Origin of the sequence: Pseudaestuariivita atlantica (assembly GCF_001205715.1) — a bacterium.
GTDB classification, from domain to species: Bacteria; Pseudomonadota; Alphaproteobacteria; order Rhodobacterales; family Rhodobacteraceae; genus Pseudaestuariivita; species Pseudaestuariivita atlantica.
The window spans coordinates 125,618-139,784 of record NZ_AQQZ01000005.1; the positions used below are offsets into that span (position 1 = coordinate 125,618).

At 67.4% G+C, this 14,167-nt stretch carries 10 protein-coding genes; 1 reads left to right on the plus strand and 9 read right to left on the minus strand.

Annotation, left to right across the window (positions count from 1 at the left end; translation table 11 throughout):
• Positions 1 to 19: 19 nt before the first annotated feature.
• From ATO11_RS12640 to ATO11_RS12680, 9 genes are read right to left on the minus strand one after another with little or no spacing between them, the layout of a single operon-like run.
• Complete coding sequence (locus ATO11_RS12640; protein WP_134643112.1) at positions 20 to 1,006, minus strand: alginate lyase family protein; 987 nt, start codon at positions 1,004 to 1,006, stop codon at positions 20 to 22.
• Positions 1,003 to 3,732 carry a tetratricopeptide repeat protein gene (locus ATO11_RS12645; RefSeq protein ID WP_050531256.1) on the minus strand — a complete coding sequence of 910 codons (2,730 nt, stop codon included), beginning with the start codon at positions 3,730 to 3,732 and terminating at the stop codon, positions 1,003 to 1,005. Before ATO11_RS12645 ends, ATO11_RS12640 begins: the two co-directional genes overlap by 4 nt.
• Positions 3,732 to 5,075 carry an alginate O-acetyltransferase AlgX-related protein gene (locus tag ATO11_RS12650; RefSeq protein WP_050531257.1) on the minus strand — a complete coding sequence of 448 codons (1,344 nt, stop codon included), beginning with the start codon at positions 5,073 to 5,075 and terminating at the stop codon, positions 3,732 to 3,734. The genes ATO11_RS12645 and ATO11_RS12650 overlap by 1 nt, the downstream gene beginning before the upstream one ends.
• 16 nt (positions 5,076 to 5,091) lie before the next feature.
• Positions 5,092 to 5,856, minus strand: a complete 765-nt coding sequence (locus tag ATO11_RS12655; protein ID WP_050531258.1) for a hypothetical protein — start codon at positions 5,854 to 5,856, stop codon at positions 5,092 to 5,094.
• Positions 5,856 to 7,376, minus strand: coding sequence for a right-handed parallel beta-helix repeat-containing protein (locus ATO11_RS12660; RefSeq protein WP_050531259.1), 1,521 nt, complete (start codon positions 7,374 to 7,376; stop codon positions 5,856 to 5,858). The genes ATO11_RS12655 and ATO11_RS12660 overlap by 1 nt, the downstream gene beginning before the upstream one ends.
• On the minus strand, positions 7,369 to 8,775 hold the full coding sequence (locus ATO11_RS12665) for a mannose-1-phosphate guanylyltransferase (protein ID WP_050531260.1): 1,407 nt from the start codon (positions 8,773 to 8,775) through the stop codon (positions 7,369 to 7,371). The genes ATO11_RS12660 and ATO11_RS12665 overlap by 8 nt, the downstream gene beginning before the upstream one ends.
• Positions 8,763 to 10,070 carry a hypothetical protein gene (locus ATO11_RS12670; protein WP_134643113.1) on the minus strand — a complete coding sequence of 436 codons (1,308 nt, stop codon included), beginning with the start codon at positions 10,068 to 10,070 and terminating at the stop codon, positions 8,763 to 8,765. Before ATO11_RS12670 ends, ATO11_RS12665 begins: the two co-directional genes overlap by 13 nt.
• 44 nt (positions 10,071 to 10,114) lie before the next feature.
• Complete coding sequence (locus ATO11_RS12675; RefSeq protein ID WP_050531262.1) at positions 10,115 to 11,593, minus strand: glycosyltransferase; 1,479 nt, start codon at positions 11,591 to 11,593, stop codon at positions 10,115 to 10,117.
• 7 nt (positions 11,594 to 11,600) lie between these two features.
• The gene (locus ATO11_RS12680) at positions 11,601 to 12,914 is read right to left on the minus strand and encodes a nucleotide sugar dehydrogenase (RefSeq protein WP_050531263.1); all 1,314 of its coding nucleotides are present in this window, start codon (positions 12,912 to 12,914) and stop codon (positions 11,601 to 11,603) included.
• 344 nt (positions 12,915 to 13,258) lie between these two features.
• Between ATO11_RS12680 and ATO11_RS12685 the strand changes: the two genes are divergently transcribed.
• A complete protein-coding gene (locus ATO11_RS12685; RefSeq protein ID WP_050531264.1) occupies positions 13,259 to 14,146 on the plus strand; it encodes a heparin lyase I family protein in 888 nt (295 codons plus the stop codon).
• The last annotated feature ends 21 nt before the right edge of the window (positions 14,147 to 14,167 follow it).

Below are 14,167 nucleotides of genomic sequence, written 5' to 3' on the forward strand. Positions count from 1 at the left end.
CCATCAGGGCGGACGAGCGTCAGCGCCAGACCAGCGTCTGGTTGCCGCCGAGCTTCGAATTCGACACCGGCCGGAATGCTGCCACCAGCGCCTCGAAATCGGGATCGGGCCGTACCGACAGGTAGGCCTCGATCCATGCCAGCTGGAACCCGCCCAGCTCGCGCGACCCGTCGAAGAAACTCTGCACCCGCCCGGTGATCGCCTCGCTCTCGGCCCCGGTGGCAAGGTCGCGCACCGCGAAACGCGCCGCGCGGTCCAGCGACCCGCCACATTCCGAGAAGAGGTCCACCCTTGGGGTCAGCAACACCGCGCTCATGACCAGCGGCGCCACCGCGTGCAACTGGTAATGCAGCGCGTGCTTTCCGCGCGTCATCTCCTGCGGCAGGCTGCCATCCGGGGCCGCCGTGCAGGCCACGTGCACCGCCGACCACGTCGCCCAGCCACGGGTGATCTCGTCCCCCGTCAGGTCCGACACCGCGACACCCGCCAGCGCTGCCCAGGCGCGCAGGTTGCCCCGCCTCGCGCCATCCGGCGCATCGGTTTCCCAGAAATCCCGCTGCGCCTCGACCAGCCGGGTCAGCCAGGCCTCCACGACCGGCCAGCGTGGATCGGCGGGCGCCACGTCGCGGAACCGCCGCGCGGCCAGCGCCATTCCGGCGATGCGCGAACCGATGGTCAGCCGCGCCGTATCGCTTTGCAGCGCGCCCAGCGCGCCCGCTTCGGCCCACTTGTTCAAGGCCGCGATGCCGCATTCCGCGCGGTCCGTCCTGCCAGCATCGACCGCGTCGGCATCCGACGCCACATTGCGGATCAACTCGTCGACCGGGTCCAGCGCCTCGTTCACCGCACGGCTTGCCGCCTTGTCGATCTTGCGGCTGTCCGTTCCCTCGACATAGCGCGAGCCATAGGCCAGCACGTGCACCGGTTCGGGCACCGCCGCGCACTGGGCCGATGCCGACACCGCGCCCAGCACCGCCATCACCAGCCCCGCCAGTACAGTCTTCACGACCCGCTCAACCGCAAGAGCCGCGCCGCGCGTTTCGACCCGCGATCGCCCGAGGCCGCGGCCTGGTCCAGCCAGTGCAGCGCGCCGGGCACGTCGCGCACGACGCCCTGCCCCTGCCCCAGCATCTCGCCATAGGCCGCCATCGCCGCGACGTGGCCGCCCTCGGCCGCCGACAACAGCCACTTCGCGGCCTCGGCCAATTCGCCCCGCGTGGTCGCGCGGTCGCGCAGCATCAGCCCGTATTCGGTGCGCGCGGCGACGTCGCCGCCCTGCCCCAGCTGACGGTACAGCGCGCCCATGTCGAACCGCGCCATCACCGCGTCCTGCACGTCGCGCGGCGCGCGCCGGAACTGGCCCAGCACCCACGCCTTGTCCTGCGCATTGCCGCGCGTCACCAGCGCCAGCAGGTGATCGGCGGCAAGGTCGGGATCGAACCCTTCAAGGTCCGGATCACTGGTCAGCCGGTAGAGCGTGCGCAGCGCGCCCGCATCGCCATCGGCAACCGCCCGCGCGGCCACGCCTTCGCGGTCCGGCGCCGCGCCGGTGTCGAACGCGGCCAGCTGGATATCGCTCAGCCGCAGCTTCGACAGGACGTGCTTGCCCGCGATGGTCAGACCGATCTGCTTCCAGCGATACGCCTGCGCCGCGTCGCCGAGGATCGTGTGCGCATCCGCCATCTCCTCGACATCCTTGGTCGAACAGTTCATCTGCTGCGCCGCCCGGTCGAAGTAGTCGGCGCGCTTTTCCGGCGCGACATGCGGCAGCGCGAACATCATGGCAAGGAAATCGCCCCGGTCCTCGATCTCCTGCGCGTATTCCTCGTAGACCGACCGCTCGCTGCGCTGGCCGGACAACAGCCGCGCCTTCAGCCGGATCGCCGCGCCCTCGCCCCGGTTCGCGGCCTGGTCCAGAAGGCGCAGGATCTCGTCCGCCACCTCCGGCACGCGGGCATTGTCCTCGGTCAGCGCGATGGCAAGGTCGAGCGCGGTGGTGACCCCGTTGTTGAGGTAGACGCGCCGGAACAGCTCGATCGCGCGGGTCCGCTCGGCGGGGTTGGTCGCCAGTTCGAATTCCAGTTCGGCAAAGACCTCCAGCGCCTTGTCCGACCGGTCGAGCCGCCGCGCCCAGATGCGCTGCGCCCGTTCCGACGCGAAGGGATCAAGCTGCACGCGCTGCACGTGCCGTGCGAGGCTTTCGATCCGGCCATCCAGCGCCTGACTTTGCAGGCGCGCGATGGTCCACGGCTCCTTGTAGGGGTCAAGCGCCACGAGGTCGGTCGCCGACAGCGGCACCGTGCGATGCTCGGTCGCGGCATAGGCCTCGGCCCACGGCTCGGCCTCCCACAGGCGCGGCGCGTCGGGCGCCTTGCAGCGGTAGAGCGCGTCCAGCTGGTTCATCGCCGTTTCCATGCCGTGGCGGCTGACGCTGTCGGCCCAGAGGTCCGCGGCACGGTTCAACTGCACCGGGTCGTCGCGATAGCGCACGAGCAGGCGCGCCAGTTCGTACTGCCCCTCGGCATCACCCCGCTCGGCGGCCTGCGTGAATAGCGCCTGCGCCTCGGCCTCGCCCGCCCAGCGCCCGCGCTTGACCAGCACCTCCTTGCCCAGCCGGGTAAAGGCCCGGCCCGGCGCGTTCGGCAACCGCGTCACCTCCCGCAGGTAGTCGAGGTACAGCCCGTCCTCGTCCGCCTCCTGCCCGTCGATGTTCACCGACAGCCGGAACAGCGGCGACAGTTGCGGGCGCCCCGTGCCCGCATCCTCGGAATGGTTGAAGCCGAGGATCTCGCGCACCGTGTCCACGTCCGCGCCCGACATCTCGACCGCGGCCACCTGCCCCTCGTCCAGCGTGATGCCCCGCGCGACGGCGAGTTCGAGATACCGCAGCATCTCGACATTGTCCTTTTCCGCCGCCGGCGCGTTCAGCTGCCGCTCGACCATGCGCCACGCCGCGCGGGCAGAGCCCATGTCGGCGGCAAAGCGCAGCCATGCGCGCGCCACGTCCGCGTTGTGCGAGACAACGGTGCCGGTGGTGTATTCCTGCGCCAGCCGCTCGGCCCGGCGGCAGACGCCGCGATCCATCTGGCCCAGCAGCCCGCCGAAGGCCATGGTCACCGTCAGGTCCAAGGGCGCGTCCCAGCCGGGCATCGGCGTGCCCTGCAGGTCCATCCGCGCGATGTCCAGCAGCGCGTTCGCATGACCGGCAAAGGCCGCGTCGCGGATCAGTTCCTGCGCAAAGGCGATGTCGACCTCGACACCGGTGCCTTCCATGTAAAGCTGCGCCAGCGCCATCTTCTGCGCGTTGAACAGGTCGTCTGTCTGCGCCGCCAGGTCCGGCACCAGCGCCGCCTGCGTCAGCGCGTCCAGCTGCCCTGCCGCGATGTGCAGGTCGATCTTGGCGAGCGTCGCGTCGACGCCCGCGAAGGACGGATCGATCCGCGCGCGCCAGTCGATCAGGTCGCCGATGAAGGCGAACCACCGCACCGGGTCCTCGCGCACCAGCCGCTTGATATGGCGGTCGATGAACCGGATGCGCATGCGGTCGGTCAGGTCCTCGTCCCCGCCCTCGGTCTGCAACTCGTCGGGCTTGTCGGACGGGCCCGGCGTGCAGACATTGCGCGGCTCCAGCGTCGGCGGCAGGAACACGATGTCGAGCGTGCGGGCCGGTGCCGATGTCGCGCCCAGCGACGCCGCCAGAAGGGCGGCAAGGGTCAGTCGAAGGCGGTGCATCAGGTGCCCTCCTGTTCAAGGCAGGCCACGACGCGCGGCGTCGGGCCGAACCCGGCATCGGTGCGGATGTCCACATGCGCCGCGCCATCGCGCCACAGCCCCGACATCGGCAGGTAGAACCGCCCCGTCGCCACCTGTTCAGGGTGGCGCTGGATGGTCCGCGTGCGGGTCAGCCCGCGCCGGTCGGTGAAGGTGAACCGCGCGCTCTTCGCCGCGACGTCCCCGGCATCGAGGTAGAGCGTATAGCGTTCCGACGGCAGCAGCGGGCCAAGGTCCACGCGGATATCCGGCCCGCCCGTCGCAAAGGCGGTCAGCGGGGTGCGACAGGCGGCGGGGCCCTGCACCGCCGCCAGCAACTCGGCCATCGGCTGGTCGCCATACTGCGCGATATTGTGCTGGATCGGCACCTCCCACACCACGACGCGCGGGCGCGAGGTCTGGAACGCGGTCGAGGTCAGGTAGGACGAGATCGCCGCGAACGCGCCACCCTGCGGCACGTGATAGGCCTGCGTCTCGATCCCCGTATGCTCGGCCAGGAAGCCCGCGAAATTGGCCTCCGGCAGCCCCGTCATCTCGGTCCCGACGACCGTGATGCGCGGCGCAGGCGCGGCACCGGCCTGCCCGCCGAACAGCGAGGTATCGGCCACCGTGCCGGGTGCACGCTGGCTCAGGACCGTGGCATGGGCCTTGACCATCGGGCGCGGCAGGTCGCTCAGGCAGGCGCGCTGGATGCGCGCGTGATCGGCAGAGGCCACCATGACCTCGGCCTGCGGCGCGCTGGTATAGACACCGCGCGCCACGTCACCCAGCCCCGGCACGGCGGCCAGTTCCTGCGCGATGGCCTGCGCCACCCGGCGCGTGCCCGCCGCGTTCAGCCGCGGATCGGTCGCGAAATAACCCGGCTGCTCAAGCGTCATCAGCGCGTGGCGCGCGTCCACCGTCACGACCCCCGCCGCGCGCAGGCGCCGCACCGCGTCGTCATAGACCGTGGCGGCGATATCGACGTCATACCCGTAATCCGCCGCGCCCGGTCCCAGCGCGCGGGACCAGCCCTGCGCCTTGGTCGGCACCGGCAGGTAGACAAGCGTCGTGCCCTGTGCCGCGAACGCCTTTGACAACGCCGCCACATCCCCAACCGCGCGCGGAGAGATGTTGTGGAACGCGTCAAGGTCCGGCTGGATGCGGTAGAACATGCCGCCATCGCCTTCCAGCACGCTGGCATAACTGCCATCGTCGAGGTTGCTGCAGCCATAGGCCGATTGCGCCGCCGCCTCACCGGCCCCCGCAACGCCGAAAACCGCCCCGAGGGCGGCAACGACGGCATGGAAACTGTGTCGTGTCACAGGGTGTGCCCTCACCTCAGTTCGTGACGATCCGCCTCTCCTCCTGCCACGTCCCGACCAGGGCGATCAGGTTCAACGCGGTGGTTTTGACGGACAATCTGCTCGATTGTTGCGCCCGCTCCAGAAGCCGCAGCGCGGCGGCCTCGTCGTCGGGCGTTCTCTTGGTATTCTGTAACAGGCTCACGGCCATGCGCAGCTCGATCCGGCCATCGCCACCCTCGGCGTGGTCAAGGATGCGGGTGCGGGTGCGCTCGGACAGGGCGCCGAACAGCTTGCCCTCCCCGTTGAATTCGACCAGCGCGTCAAGGGCGAGGCTGTTGCCGCCCCACGCGTACGGGTAGAGGACGCGCATCAACTGCTTGCGGCGCTTGGCCGGTTCGGTCGCGGGATCAAGGTAGGCCATCGCGCGGATCATCTTCTTCAGCGCCGAAACCCGCCCCGCCGCCGCCGCGATCGACCCGTAATAGGCGATGTCGGACGCGTTTTCCGACACGCCCCGCTGCCACAGAAGCTGGGTGTATTTCAGCGCTGCAAGGCTGTCTTTGCGGTCGGCCAGCGCGCGCAGGTCCTCGTCGGAAACGACCTGCTTGGCCAGCATCGCCACCCGCGCCGCGCGCAGCTTGCGGGTCGGCAGGTACTTGGTCTTGGTCAGGCCGCGGTCGACCACGACGGCCACGTCCTGCCCCTCTGCCGCGACCGGGATCGGCACCTCGAATTCCTGCGCCGCCGCAGGCAGCGCCGACAGGGCCAGCGCCCCGAGGATGAGGACGATCCGCAGCATCACGACGCATCCCCCGCCGGGCAGCCCGTCGCGGGCGCGTTGCCGCGGGTCAGGCCCGCCGCGGTGAGAACCATGGTTCCCTCGCCCACGGTCCCGCGTGCGAATTCGGCGTTCTGGGTGGCCACGTCACCCGACAGGAAACGCGGCACCTGCCCCGAGAAATCGTTGCCCTCGATCACCAGTTGCGCGCCCGTCGCCGTTGTCAGCCCGGTGCGGTTCTGGCTGAACACGTTGCCCGCCACCAGCGTCGCGGCGGTCGAGGCCTGCGCGCTGATCCAAAGCCCGGTATGCCGGTTTAGCGCCAGCCGGTTGTCGCGCACCTCGGTGCCGCGCGCCGTGCGCAACTCGATCCCCTTCTGACGGTTCTGCAGCACCCAGTTCCGGGCGATCACCGCGCAGTTCGACTTGGCAAAGATGATGCCCGTCCCGTCGCGCTTCCAGACCACGTTACGGCGGATCACGGCGCGGTGGCTGTCGAACTTCACCACGATGCCCGCGCGCTCTCCACCGAGGATCACGTTGTCCTCGATCACCGCGCCATACGATCCCCGCAGCACCTGGATCGCGTTGAACTTGCCGTTCTCGAAAAAGACGTTGCCGGTGATGACCGGGCGGCCGGCATTGGTGACGGCGAGCGGCACCTTGGTCGCGGCGCGGAAGCGGTTGTTGGTGATCTGCGCGTCCTGCGCGGTGTCGATCCAGACCGATCCGACCCGCGTGAACAGGTTGCCGTCCAGCGTGACGCGGCCCCTTCCCATCATCAGGCCGTTGCGCACCACCGCGACGCCTGCGAACTTCTCGGTATGGCCAAAGCCAAGATCGGTGAACCGGCTGCGCGTCAGGTCCAGAAGCCCGCCGCTGCCCGCTACCACGAAGGGACGGAAACGCGGAACGTCGGGGTTTTCCCCCACGGTGCCTTCGATGGTCGCATCCGTCGTGGTCATCCGGCCCAGCACCTGCACGAAAGCACCCGCGACACGGTCCAGCCGCAACACGTCGCCCGGCCCCAGCGTCAGGTGCGCTCCGTCCCAGACGATCAGCGGGCGGGTCAGGCGCAGCGCGCCATCCGGATCCCAGCGCGCGGCATTCTGAGCCAGCGCGGCAGCGGCCAGGTCGCCCATCCGCGCCGCACCCTCGCGCAGGACAAGCGCGTTGGGGCCGTTCGGCCCCTGCGCGGTCAGCACCGCCTCGTTGTCGCCTCCGCCGTGGCTCTGCGCGATCATCGCAAGGGGCAACCGCATGTCGAGCATCTGGAAACGCGCGCCCACCACCGCGGGCTCCGGCGCGCCGGAGTTCATCCGCAGGACAGGTCCCTCGTCGCCCGCGTCCGCCTCCGCCTTGTCGAGATACGGCAACTCGATCGCGGCGAACGGATCCGCGCGCAAGGCGCGGTCCAGCTCGGCCAGACGCGCCGTCATCTCGAACACGGTCCGGTCGGGCCCGGCAAGCGCCGCGCCGGCCAGCCCGAGGAACACGAACAGGCTGGTCAGAACGCACAGGTTTCCCAGCGTCTTACGCATAATTGCTCTTCCTCAGCGCCTCCATGGCCTCTTCGCCGCTCACCGGCAATGTCAGGAAAATCAACTCCGCATAGGCGCTGCCGCGATTGGCGATGCGCACGTCCCGCGCCGCGGGCAGCATGTGCCGCGCACCCGCCTCGAACGTCTTCGCCTGCTCGCCGTCATCCACGGTGACGCTGCCCGAGGCCACGATCACCTCGCGGCCTGGCTTGGCCTCCACCTTGGCGACCGCGCCCGGCTTGATCCGCAGCGCCGACAGGTCCAGCCCGTCCTTCGACACGATCTTGCGCAGGTTGCCCCACTCGGTCTCGGTCCCGGCATGTTTCTCGGCCTCGACGCGCTCGGTCTTCTTCAGGTGCTCGGCCACCTTCTTGACCGACTGGCAATGGCCGACCTTGGTGACCAGCAGCGCGTCGTCGGTATCGACGATGATGATGTCCGTCAGGCCCACGACCGTGACCAGCCGGTTGTCCGACCGCACCATGGTGTTCTGCGTCTCGACGGCGATCACGTCGCCCTGCAGCACGTTGCCCGCCGGATCGCTTTCCGAGATGCCGTACATGGCCGTCCACGACCCCACGTCGGACCAGTCCACGTCCAGGGGCGCCAGCGCGATCTTGTCGGTCTTCTCGAACACCATGCTCTCGGTCGGAGCGTTGTTGCACTCGGCAAAGCTGTCACCGTCGAGGAACAGGCCCTCTTCGGTCTCGACTGCCCGCTCGATCGAGCGGCGCACCGCGCGCACCGTGTCGGGATCGACCTTGTCGTATTCCGCGATGATCGTGCGGGCAGAGAACATCGAGATGCCCGACGCCCAGTAGGCGATATCGCTTTCCACCAGCAGGCGCGCCTTGCGGGTCGGCGGTTTCTCCACGAAACGCTCGACCGCGTGCAACCCGTTATGCTCGATGATCGGCCCGCCGTCGGTGATATAGCCGAACCCCGTCTCGGCATACCGTGGCTTGATGCCGAAGGTGATGATGTAGCCCGCATCCGCCGCCGATTTCATGGCACGGATGGTGGCGTTGATGTCGCCGTCGATCACGTGATCGGACGGCACCACCAGCATCACGGCGTCCGGGTCGTCCTCGGCCAGCACCATCGCGGCGGCAAGGACCGCCGGACCGGTATTGCGGCCCATCGGTTCAAGGATGGTGCGCGCGTTCACCCCGATATCGCGCAACTGCCCGTGCAGCGTGTCGCGGTGCCGCGCCGACGACACGACCACCGGATCGGCGAAGCCGTGACCGCGGTGACGGTCGATGGCGGACTGGAAGAACGACGGCGTCCCCGCGCCCCCGACCCTCTGGAACTGCTTGGGGCTCTGCGTTCGTGACACGGGCCACAGGCGCGTCCCATTGCCGCCGCAGATGACAAGCGGGTGGATCAAAGCGCCCATGCCGGAGCCTCCTCTTTGAACTTCTTCAGGAAGGGAAGGGTGCGGGTCAGGCGGACACGCGCGGGTTTCCCGATATCCTCGGACGTCAACACGCCCTGCGGAGCCTGCAGGCGAACCGGCAGGTAAAGATCGCCGTTCTGCGCGGCGGCGTTGGTGGCCGAGGACTGGATCACCTTCACCGGCAACACCCGCCCGTCCGACATCACGATCGACACGTTCTCGCCGTTCACGGCGCGGCTCAGCCCCTCGACCGACATCATCGCCTCGACCTGCACGCGGGTCTCTCCGCGCTGGTGGAAGCTCAGCACCGGGTCGCTCGGCAGCACGGTCGCGCCCTCGAACACGCCGTCGGCAAGGGTGATGGTGCAGTCGCAGGGCAACTGGAAGTTCAGGATGTCGCCGGAATTGGCGCTGATCGAATAGATCACCTCGCCCTCGCCCGCCTCGGGGTTGAGATAGGTGATCTGCCCCGCGCTGGTCGAGCGCAGTTCCTGCCCCGCCTGCGCGATGAAGACCGGGCGCGGTTCATACGAGTGGATGTAGCGCTGCATCACGATGTTGAGCGCCACGGCAATCAGCATCAGCGACACCAGGATCACGCCCAGGCTCTTGACGTAATTGCGCTTTTTCTCGCCGGCCTGCGCCTTGGGGCTCTTCGGCTTGACCGGGCCGGTATAGCTGAGGAAGGCGCCCAGCGTCACGAAATCGCCCGCGATGAACGAGTTGATGACGTACCGCAATTGCGGCAGGTGCGCGCCCGTGGGATCGGCGAATTCCAGCGCCACCTCGCCATGCTCGCGGCCCCGCGCGATGATGACCTCGGGCGTCAGGTCCAGCTGGAAGCCCTCGAACTGGAACTGGATGCTTGCAAGGTGGCGGGTGCCGATCAGGCCCTCGTCGGGGCTGACGGGCACGCGGACATAGGCGTGGGTCAGCGACAGACCCGTGCCTTCCATCTTGTCGTCCCCGATCTGGACGGTGAACGGGATCGGACAGATGGGGTGCTCTTTCTCGGTCACGAAGCTGCTGGCAATCGCGGGTTGCGCGGGCTGTGCCTGCGGCTGCGGCTGCGGTGCTGCCTCCTGTGCGGGGTGCGGATGCGCGTAGGCCTGCGGCGCCGCCTGCTGGTGCCGGTGCGGGTGCTGCGGCACGGCATGGGGATGGCCTTGCGACGACGGGTGCGGCGCATAGCCTTCGGGCGATGCCGCCGGGGGATAGGCCGGTGGCACGCTTCCCTGCGGCGCGGGCTGGGGGGCCGCGGGTTCCACCCGCGTCGCACCCAGCGTGCGCCTCATGTCATCGGTCAGTTTCAGCTCGCCAGGCATGGCAAACCCTTTCCCTAGAAGTTACCCACGAACGCGACCGCAAGGGTCAACAACAACAACGCGATAAGGTGGTGGGTGGTGTTGTCCCACGCCTTGATACGGTCGGACATCGCCAGCGCGGCGGCCCCACCGCCCGAGCCCTGGCGGGTCCATTTCTGCTTGTCCAACCGGAACAGCACGAAGGTCTTCACCATCGCCCCGGCGATCTGCCCGAAGTACAGAAGGAACGGGTGCGTGACCTTGAACCACTGGTCGTTGAACAGGCTGATGATGACGCAGAACAGGTACCGCGTGGCCATCACCCACGCGACGTAAAGCGGGATGATCTCCCACGTGCCGCCCAGCGCCGTCAGCGTCACGGTGATCGGCCCCACCAGCGTCGTCCACGCCGACACCCGCTGGTCGAGGATCGACCACCACGTGAATTTCCCGATCAGCGACGCGGGCAGCTGCAAGGCCCGCCCGTTGGTGCGCATCATGTTCCCGAACCAGCGCACCATCAGCGTCTTGGCGCTGTCAAAGAAGGTCGGACGCGGCTGGTCCTCGTAGCTGCGCGACTGCACGTCGGGCAGGTACCGCATCTCGTAGCCGTTCTTCAAAAGCCAGAACCACGTCGACTTGTCGTCGCCGGTGAGGAAGTCGATCCGCCCCAGCCGCCAGTGGTCGAGGTAATCGGCGCCCACCTGCTCGATGAAGGTCGGGTCGGTGGCGAGCGACGCACGGAACACGCTCATGCGGCCCGTCAGGGTCAGGACACGGTTGCCCAGACCCATCGAACACATCATCACCTGCCGCTGGTTGAACCGCATGACGAACCAGTCCTGAAACAGGTTGTCGCGGCCGGTGAGGGCCGCTTCGTCGGTCGTCAGCGCGCCGACCTTGGAATTGGTGAAAACCGGGGCCGAGGCTTCCCAGATATTCTCCGGCACCTCCGTATCCCCATCGACAAAGACCAGGATGTCCCGGTCCGTCGGGCAGAAACCTCTTAGTATGTTCAACGTCTTGCGCAACGCGTCGCGCTTGCCGTTCGCCTGGATGCGGTCGATCACCAGCTTGACGTCCGACAGATCGCGCGGATGCGTGTCATAGATCTGCTGGATCAGCCGCTCGTCCGCGCCGTCCACGACCGAGGCGACGATGGTCGCGCCGTCGCGGGCATTGGCCGCGGCCTCGAACACGGTGCGATAGACCGGCAGCGTGACTTCCGGCGGCACCATGTACGATGTCACCAGCATGAAGCAATGCGACGGCGCGCCCGCCTTCTCGAACCGGCGGATGCCGCGCTTCTTCCGCCGGGGATAGCTGATGCGACGGAAATAGATCGCGCGGGTAAAGTTGATCGCGGCCCAGCTGTACCGCCATGTCCCCAGCGCCCCGAGGATGAAGATGGACGATTCCGCACCTTCGAGATCCCCAAGGAAGCCCTTGGGGATCACCGATGCCAGGATCACGATTACCGCGAAATAGGCCATATGGGTGAGGAAGATCGTCATCGGCTGCTTACCAGCAGATGCCCTCGTAAGTGCCGTTCGACACCTTCTTGCGGTTCATCCGCGTCAGGTCGATCATCGGCTTGTCCACGGCTTCCAGCCGCTCCACCGTGTCGCGGTAGAAGTTGCCGACCAGCACCGTGTCGCTGCCATCGATCACCGCGCCAAGATCGGCGTTCAGACGCCCGCCAAGATCCGGCACCACGTCGTTGCCGCGACCGGCGGTCGAGTTCTCGTTGGCGAAGGCCTCGTGCACGTAGGGGTCAAAGATCTCGACCTCCACGCCGTTGCGGATCAGCCGCCCGGCCAGTTCCGCCAGCGGGCTTTCGCGCAGGTCGTCGGTGCCCGGCTTGAACGAGATGCCGATGAAGCCGACCTTCTTGGCACCCGATTTCTCGACCATCGCCTCGGCACGGGCGATCTGGGCCTCGTTGGCCTCCATCACCGCTTCGAGGATATGCGCGGTCACGTCCTTCTCGCGGGCGAGGTGCCGCAGGGCACGCACGTCCTTGGGCAGGCACGACCCGCCAAAGGCGAAACCGGGCCGCATGAAGTAGGACGAGATGTTCACCTTGTCGTCCGAACACAGGATTTCCATGACCGTCTGGCCGTCAAGACCGCAGGCCTTGGCGATGTTGCCGATCTCGTTGGCGAAGGTGACCTTCACCGCGCGCCACGTGTTCGAGGTGTATTTCACCATCTCCGCCGTGCGCAGGTCCACCACGTGGATCTTGCACGGAAGCGTCTCGTTGATCTCGGTCAGGATGTCGGCGGTGCCGTTGTCCATCGCGCCGAACACGATCAGGCCGGGATCATAGTAATCCTCGATCGCCGTGCTCTCGCGCAGGAACTCGGGGTAGTAACCGACGCCGAACTCCTTGCCCGCCGTCTTGCCCGATGCCTTTTCCAGCACCGGGATGCACGTTCCCTCGGTCGAACCCGGCACGATGGTCGACCGGATCACGACCGAGTGGAACGCGTCTTTGTTGGCAAGCGCACGACCGATGTTGTCGCACACGATCTCGACGTATTTCAGCCCGACCGACCCGTCAGGAGCAGAAGGCGTACCCACCGCGATGAAAGACACGTCCGAATTGTCGATGGCGTATTGCACGTCGTCGGTGGCAAGGATGCGCCCCTTCGCGTGCTGCTCTGCGATCAACTCGTCGAGGCCATTCTCGACGATGGGCGACAGCCCGTTGTTGATTGCATCGATTTTACCGGGATCGACATCCACCGCGATCACATCGTGGCCATCCTTGGCCAGACACGCTGCGGATACAACGCCGACATACCCAATGCCGAAGACACTGATTCTTGCCATAACTGCCTCATATGTTTTTATCGCGGGTTTTCCCGTCGTTGGACCCAAAGTACGTGGCGGCCCCTGTCGGGTAAACATTTTCGGCGAGTTACGGCGGGCGAACCGGTGGTTGGTGACAAATCGGCACCAATCAACCGTAGACTGTGGCGATTGGCCCTATATCTGGGGGAAACCAAGGAATTATGGCCCAAGACGCGCCACAATTCCGCCCCTTTTGGCACGGTTCCGCCCCCGTTTCAGGCGGCCTGCAGCGGCGTCACGGCTTGACCAAATGCAACATCGTCCCGACAATGACGGGCAAGAGCAGACATCGAAAACACGTGTCCACAACAACCGGACCTTGCATGAAACAGGCCCTCCTCGCCGCCGCGCTGGCCGGCATTTTCGCGTATCCCGCAGGCGCTGACACCGCGCCCAAAGGCTATGACGCGCCGCTCAGCCCGATGCCGCACAACTTCCGCTACACCTCCTTTCCCGAACCCGTGCGCTGGGGCCGGGTGGCGGAACGGTACGAATTGCGCAACGGCGATTGCGGCGGGTCCGATTGCGGCAAACCGCGCTACCGCGCCGAGGTGCAGGAAAAGCCACGCCGCGCCACCGCCCGCATCGACCGGGACATCTGGTACGGCTGGTCCTTCCGCTCGCCTGTTCTGGCGCCCGTGCCGCGCGACGCCGCGCTGCGGCTGGTCCTTGGCCAGTGGCGGCTGTCGCCTGATCTGCCACCAGTGATCCGCCTGATCCAGCTGGGCAGCGACGAGGGCAATTTCGCCGCCTGCGCCGACGTGTGCACCCCGTCACCCGATGCCGGGCGCGACGTGGTCCTGCATCTCGACGACATGGCCACGACCTTCGACTGGGGGCGTGACCGGAACTCGGGCTATATCTGCCGCCTGTTCTCGACCAGGGCCGCGCAGTCGGAATGGCAGGACATCGTCATCAACACCAATTTCGGCTCCGACGACGGCGGCTACCTGCGCATCTGGGTGAACGAGGAACTGGTCTGCGACTATCGCGGGCGCATGGCAGCGCATGTGTCGACCAACCCGCGCCGCAATCGCCTCCAGCACCGGCGCGGCATCTTCTCCAGCTATACCAAGCGCTGGGAAACCCGGTTCGGCCTCGCGCCCAAACCGACGCTCGTGGCCTATTACGACGAGTTCCTGTCCGGCACGTCGCGCGATGCCGTCGACACCCGCCTGCGCGAACTGAACGGGTCCCGACCCAAGGACTAGGCCGGACCCCGCGAAAGGTGT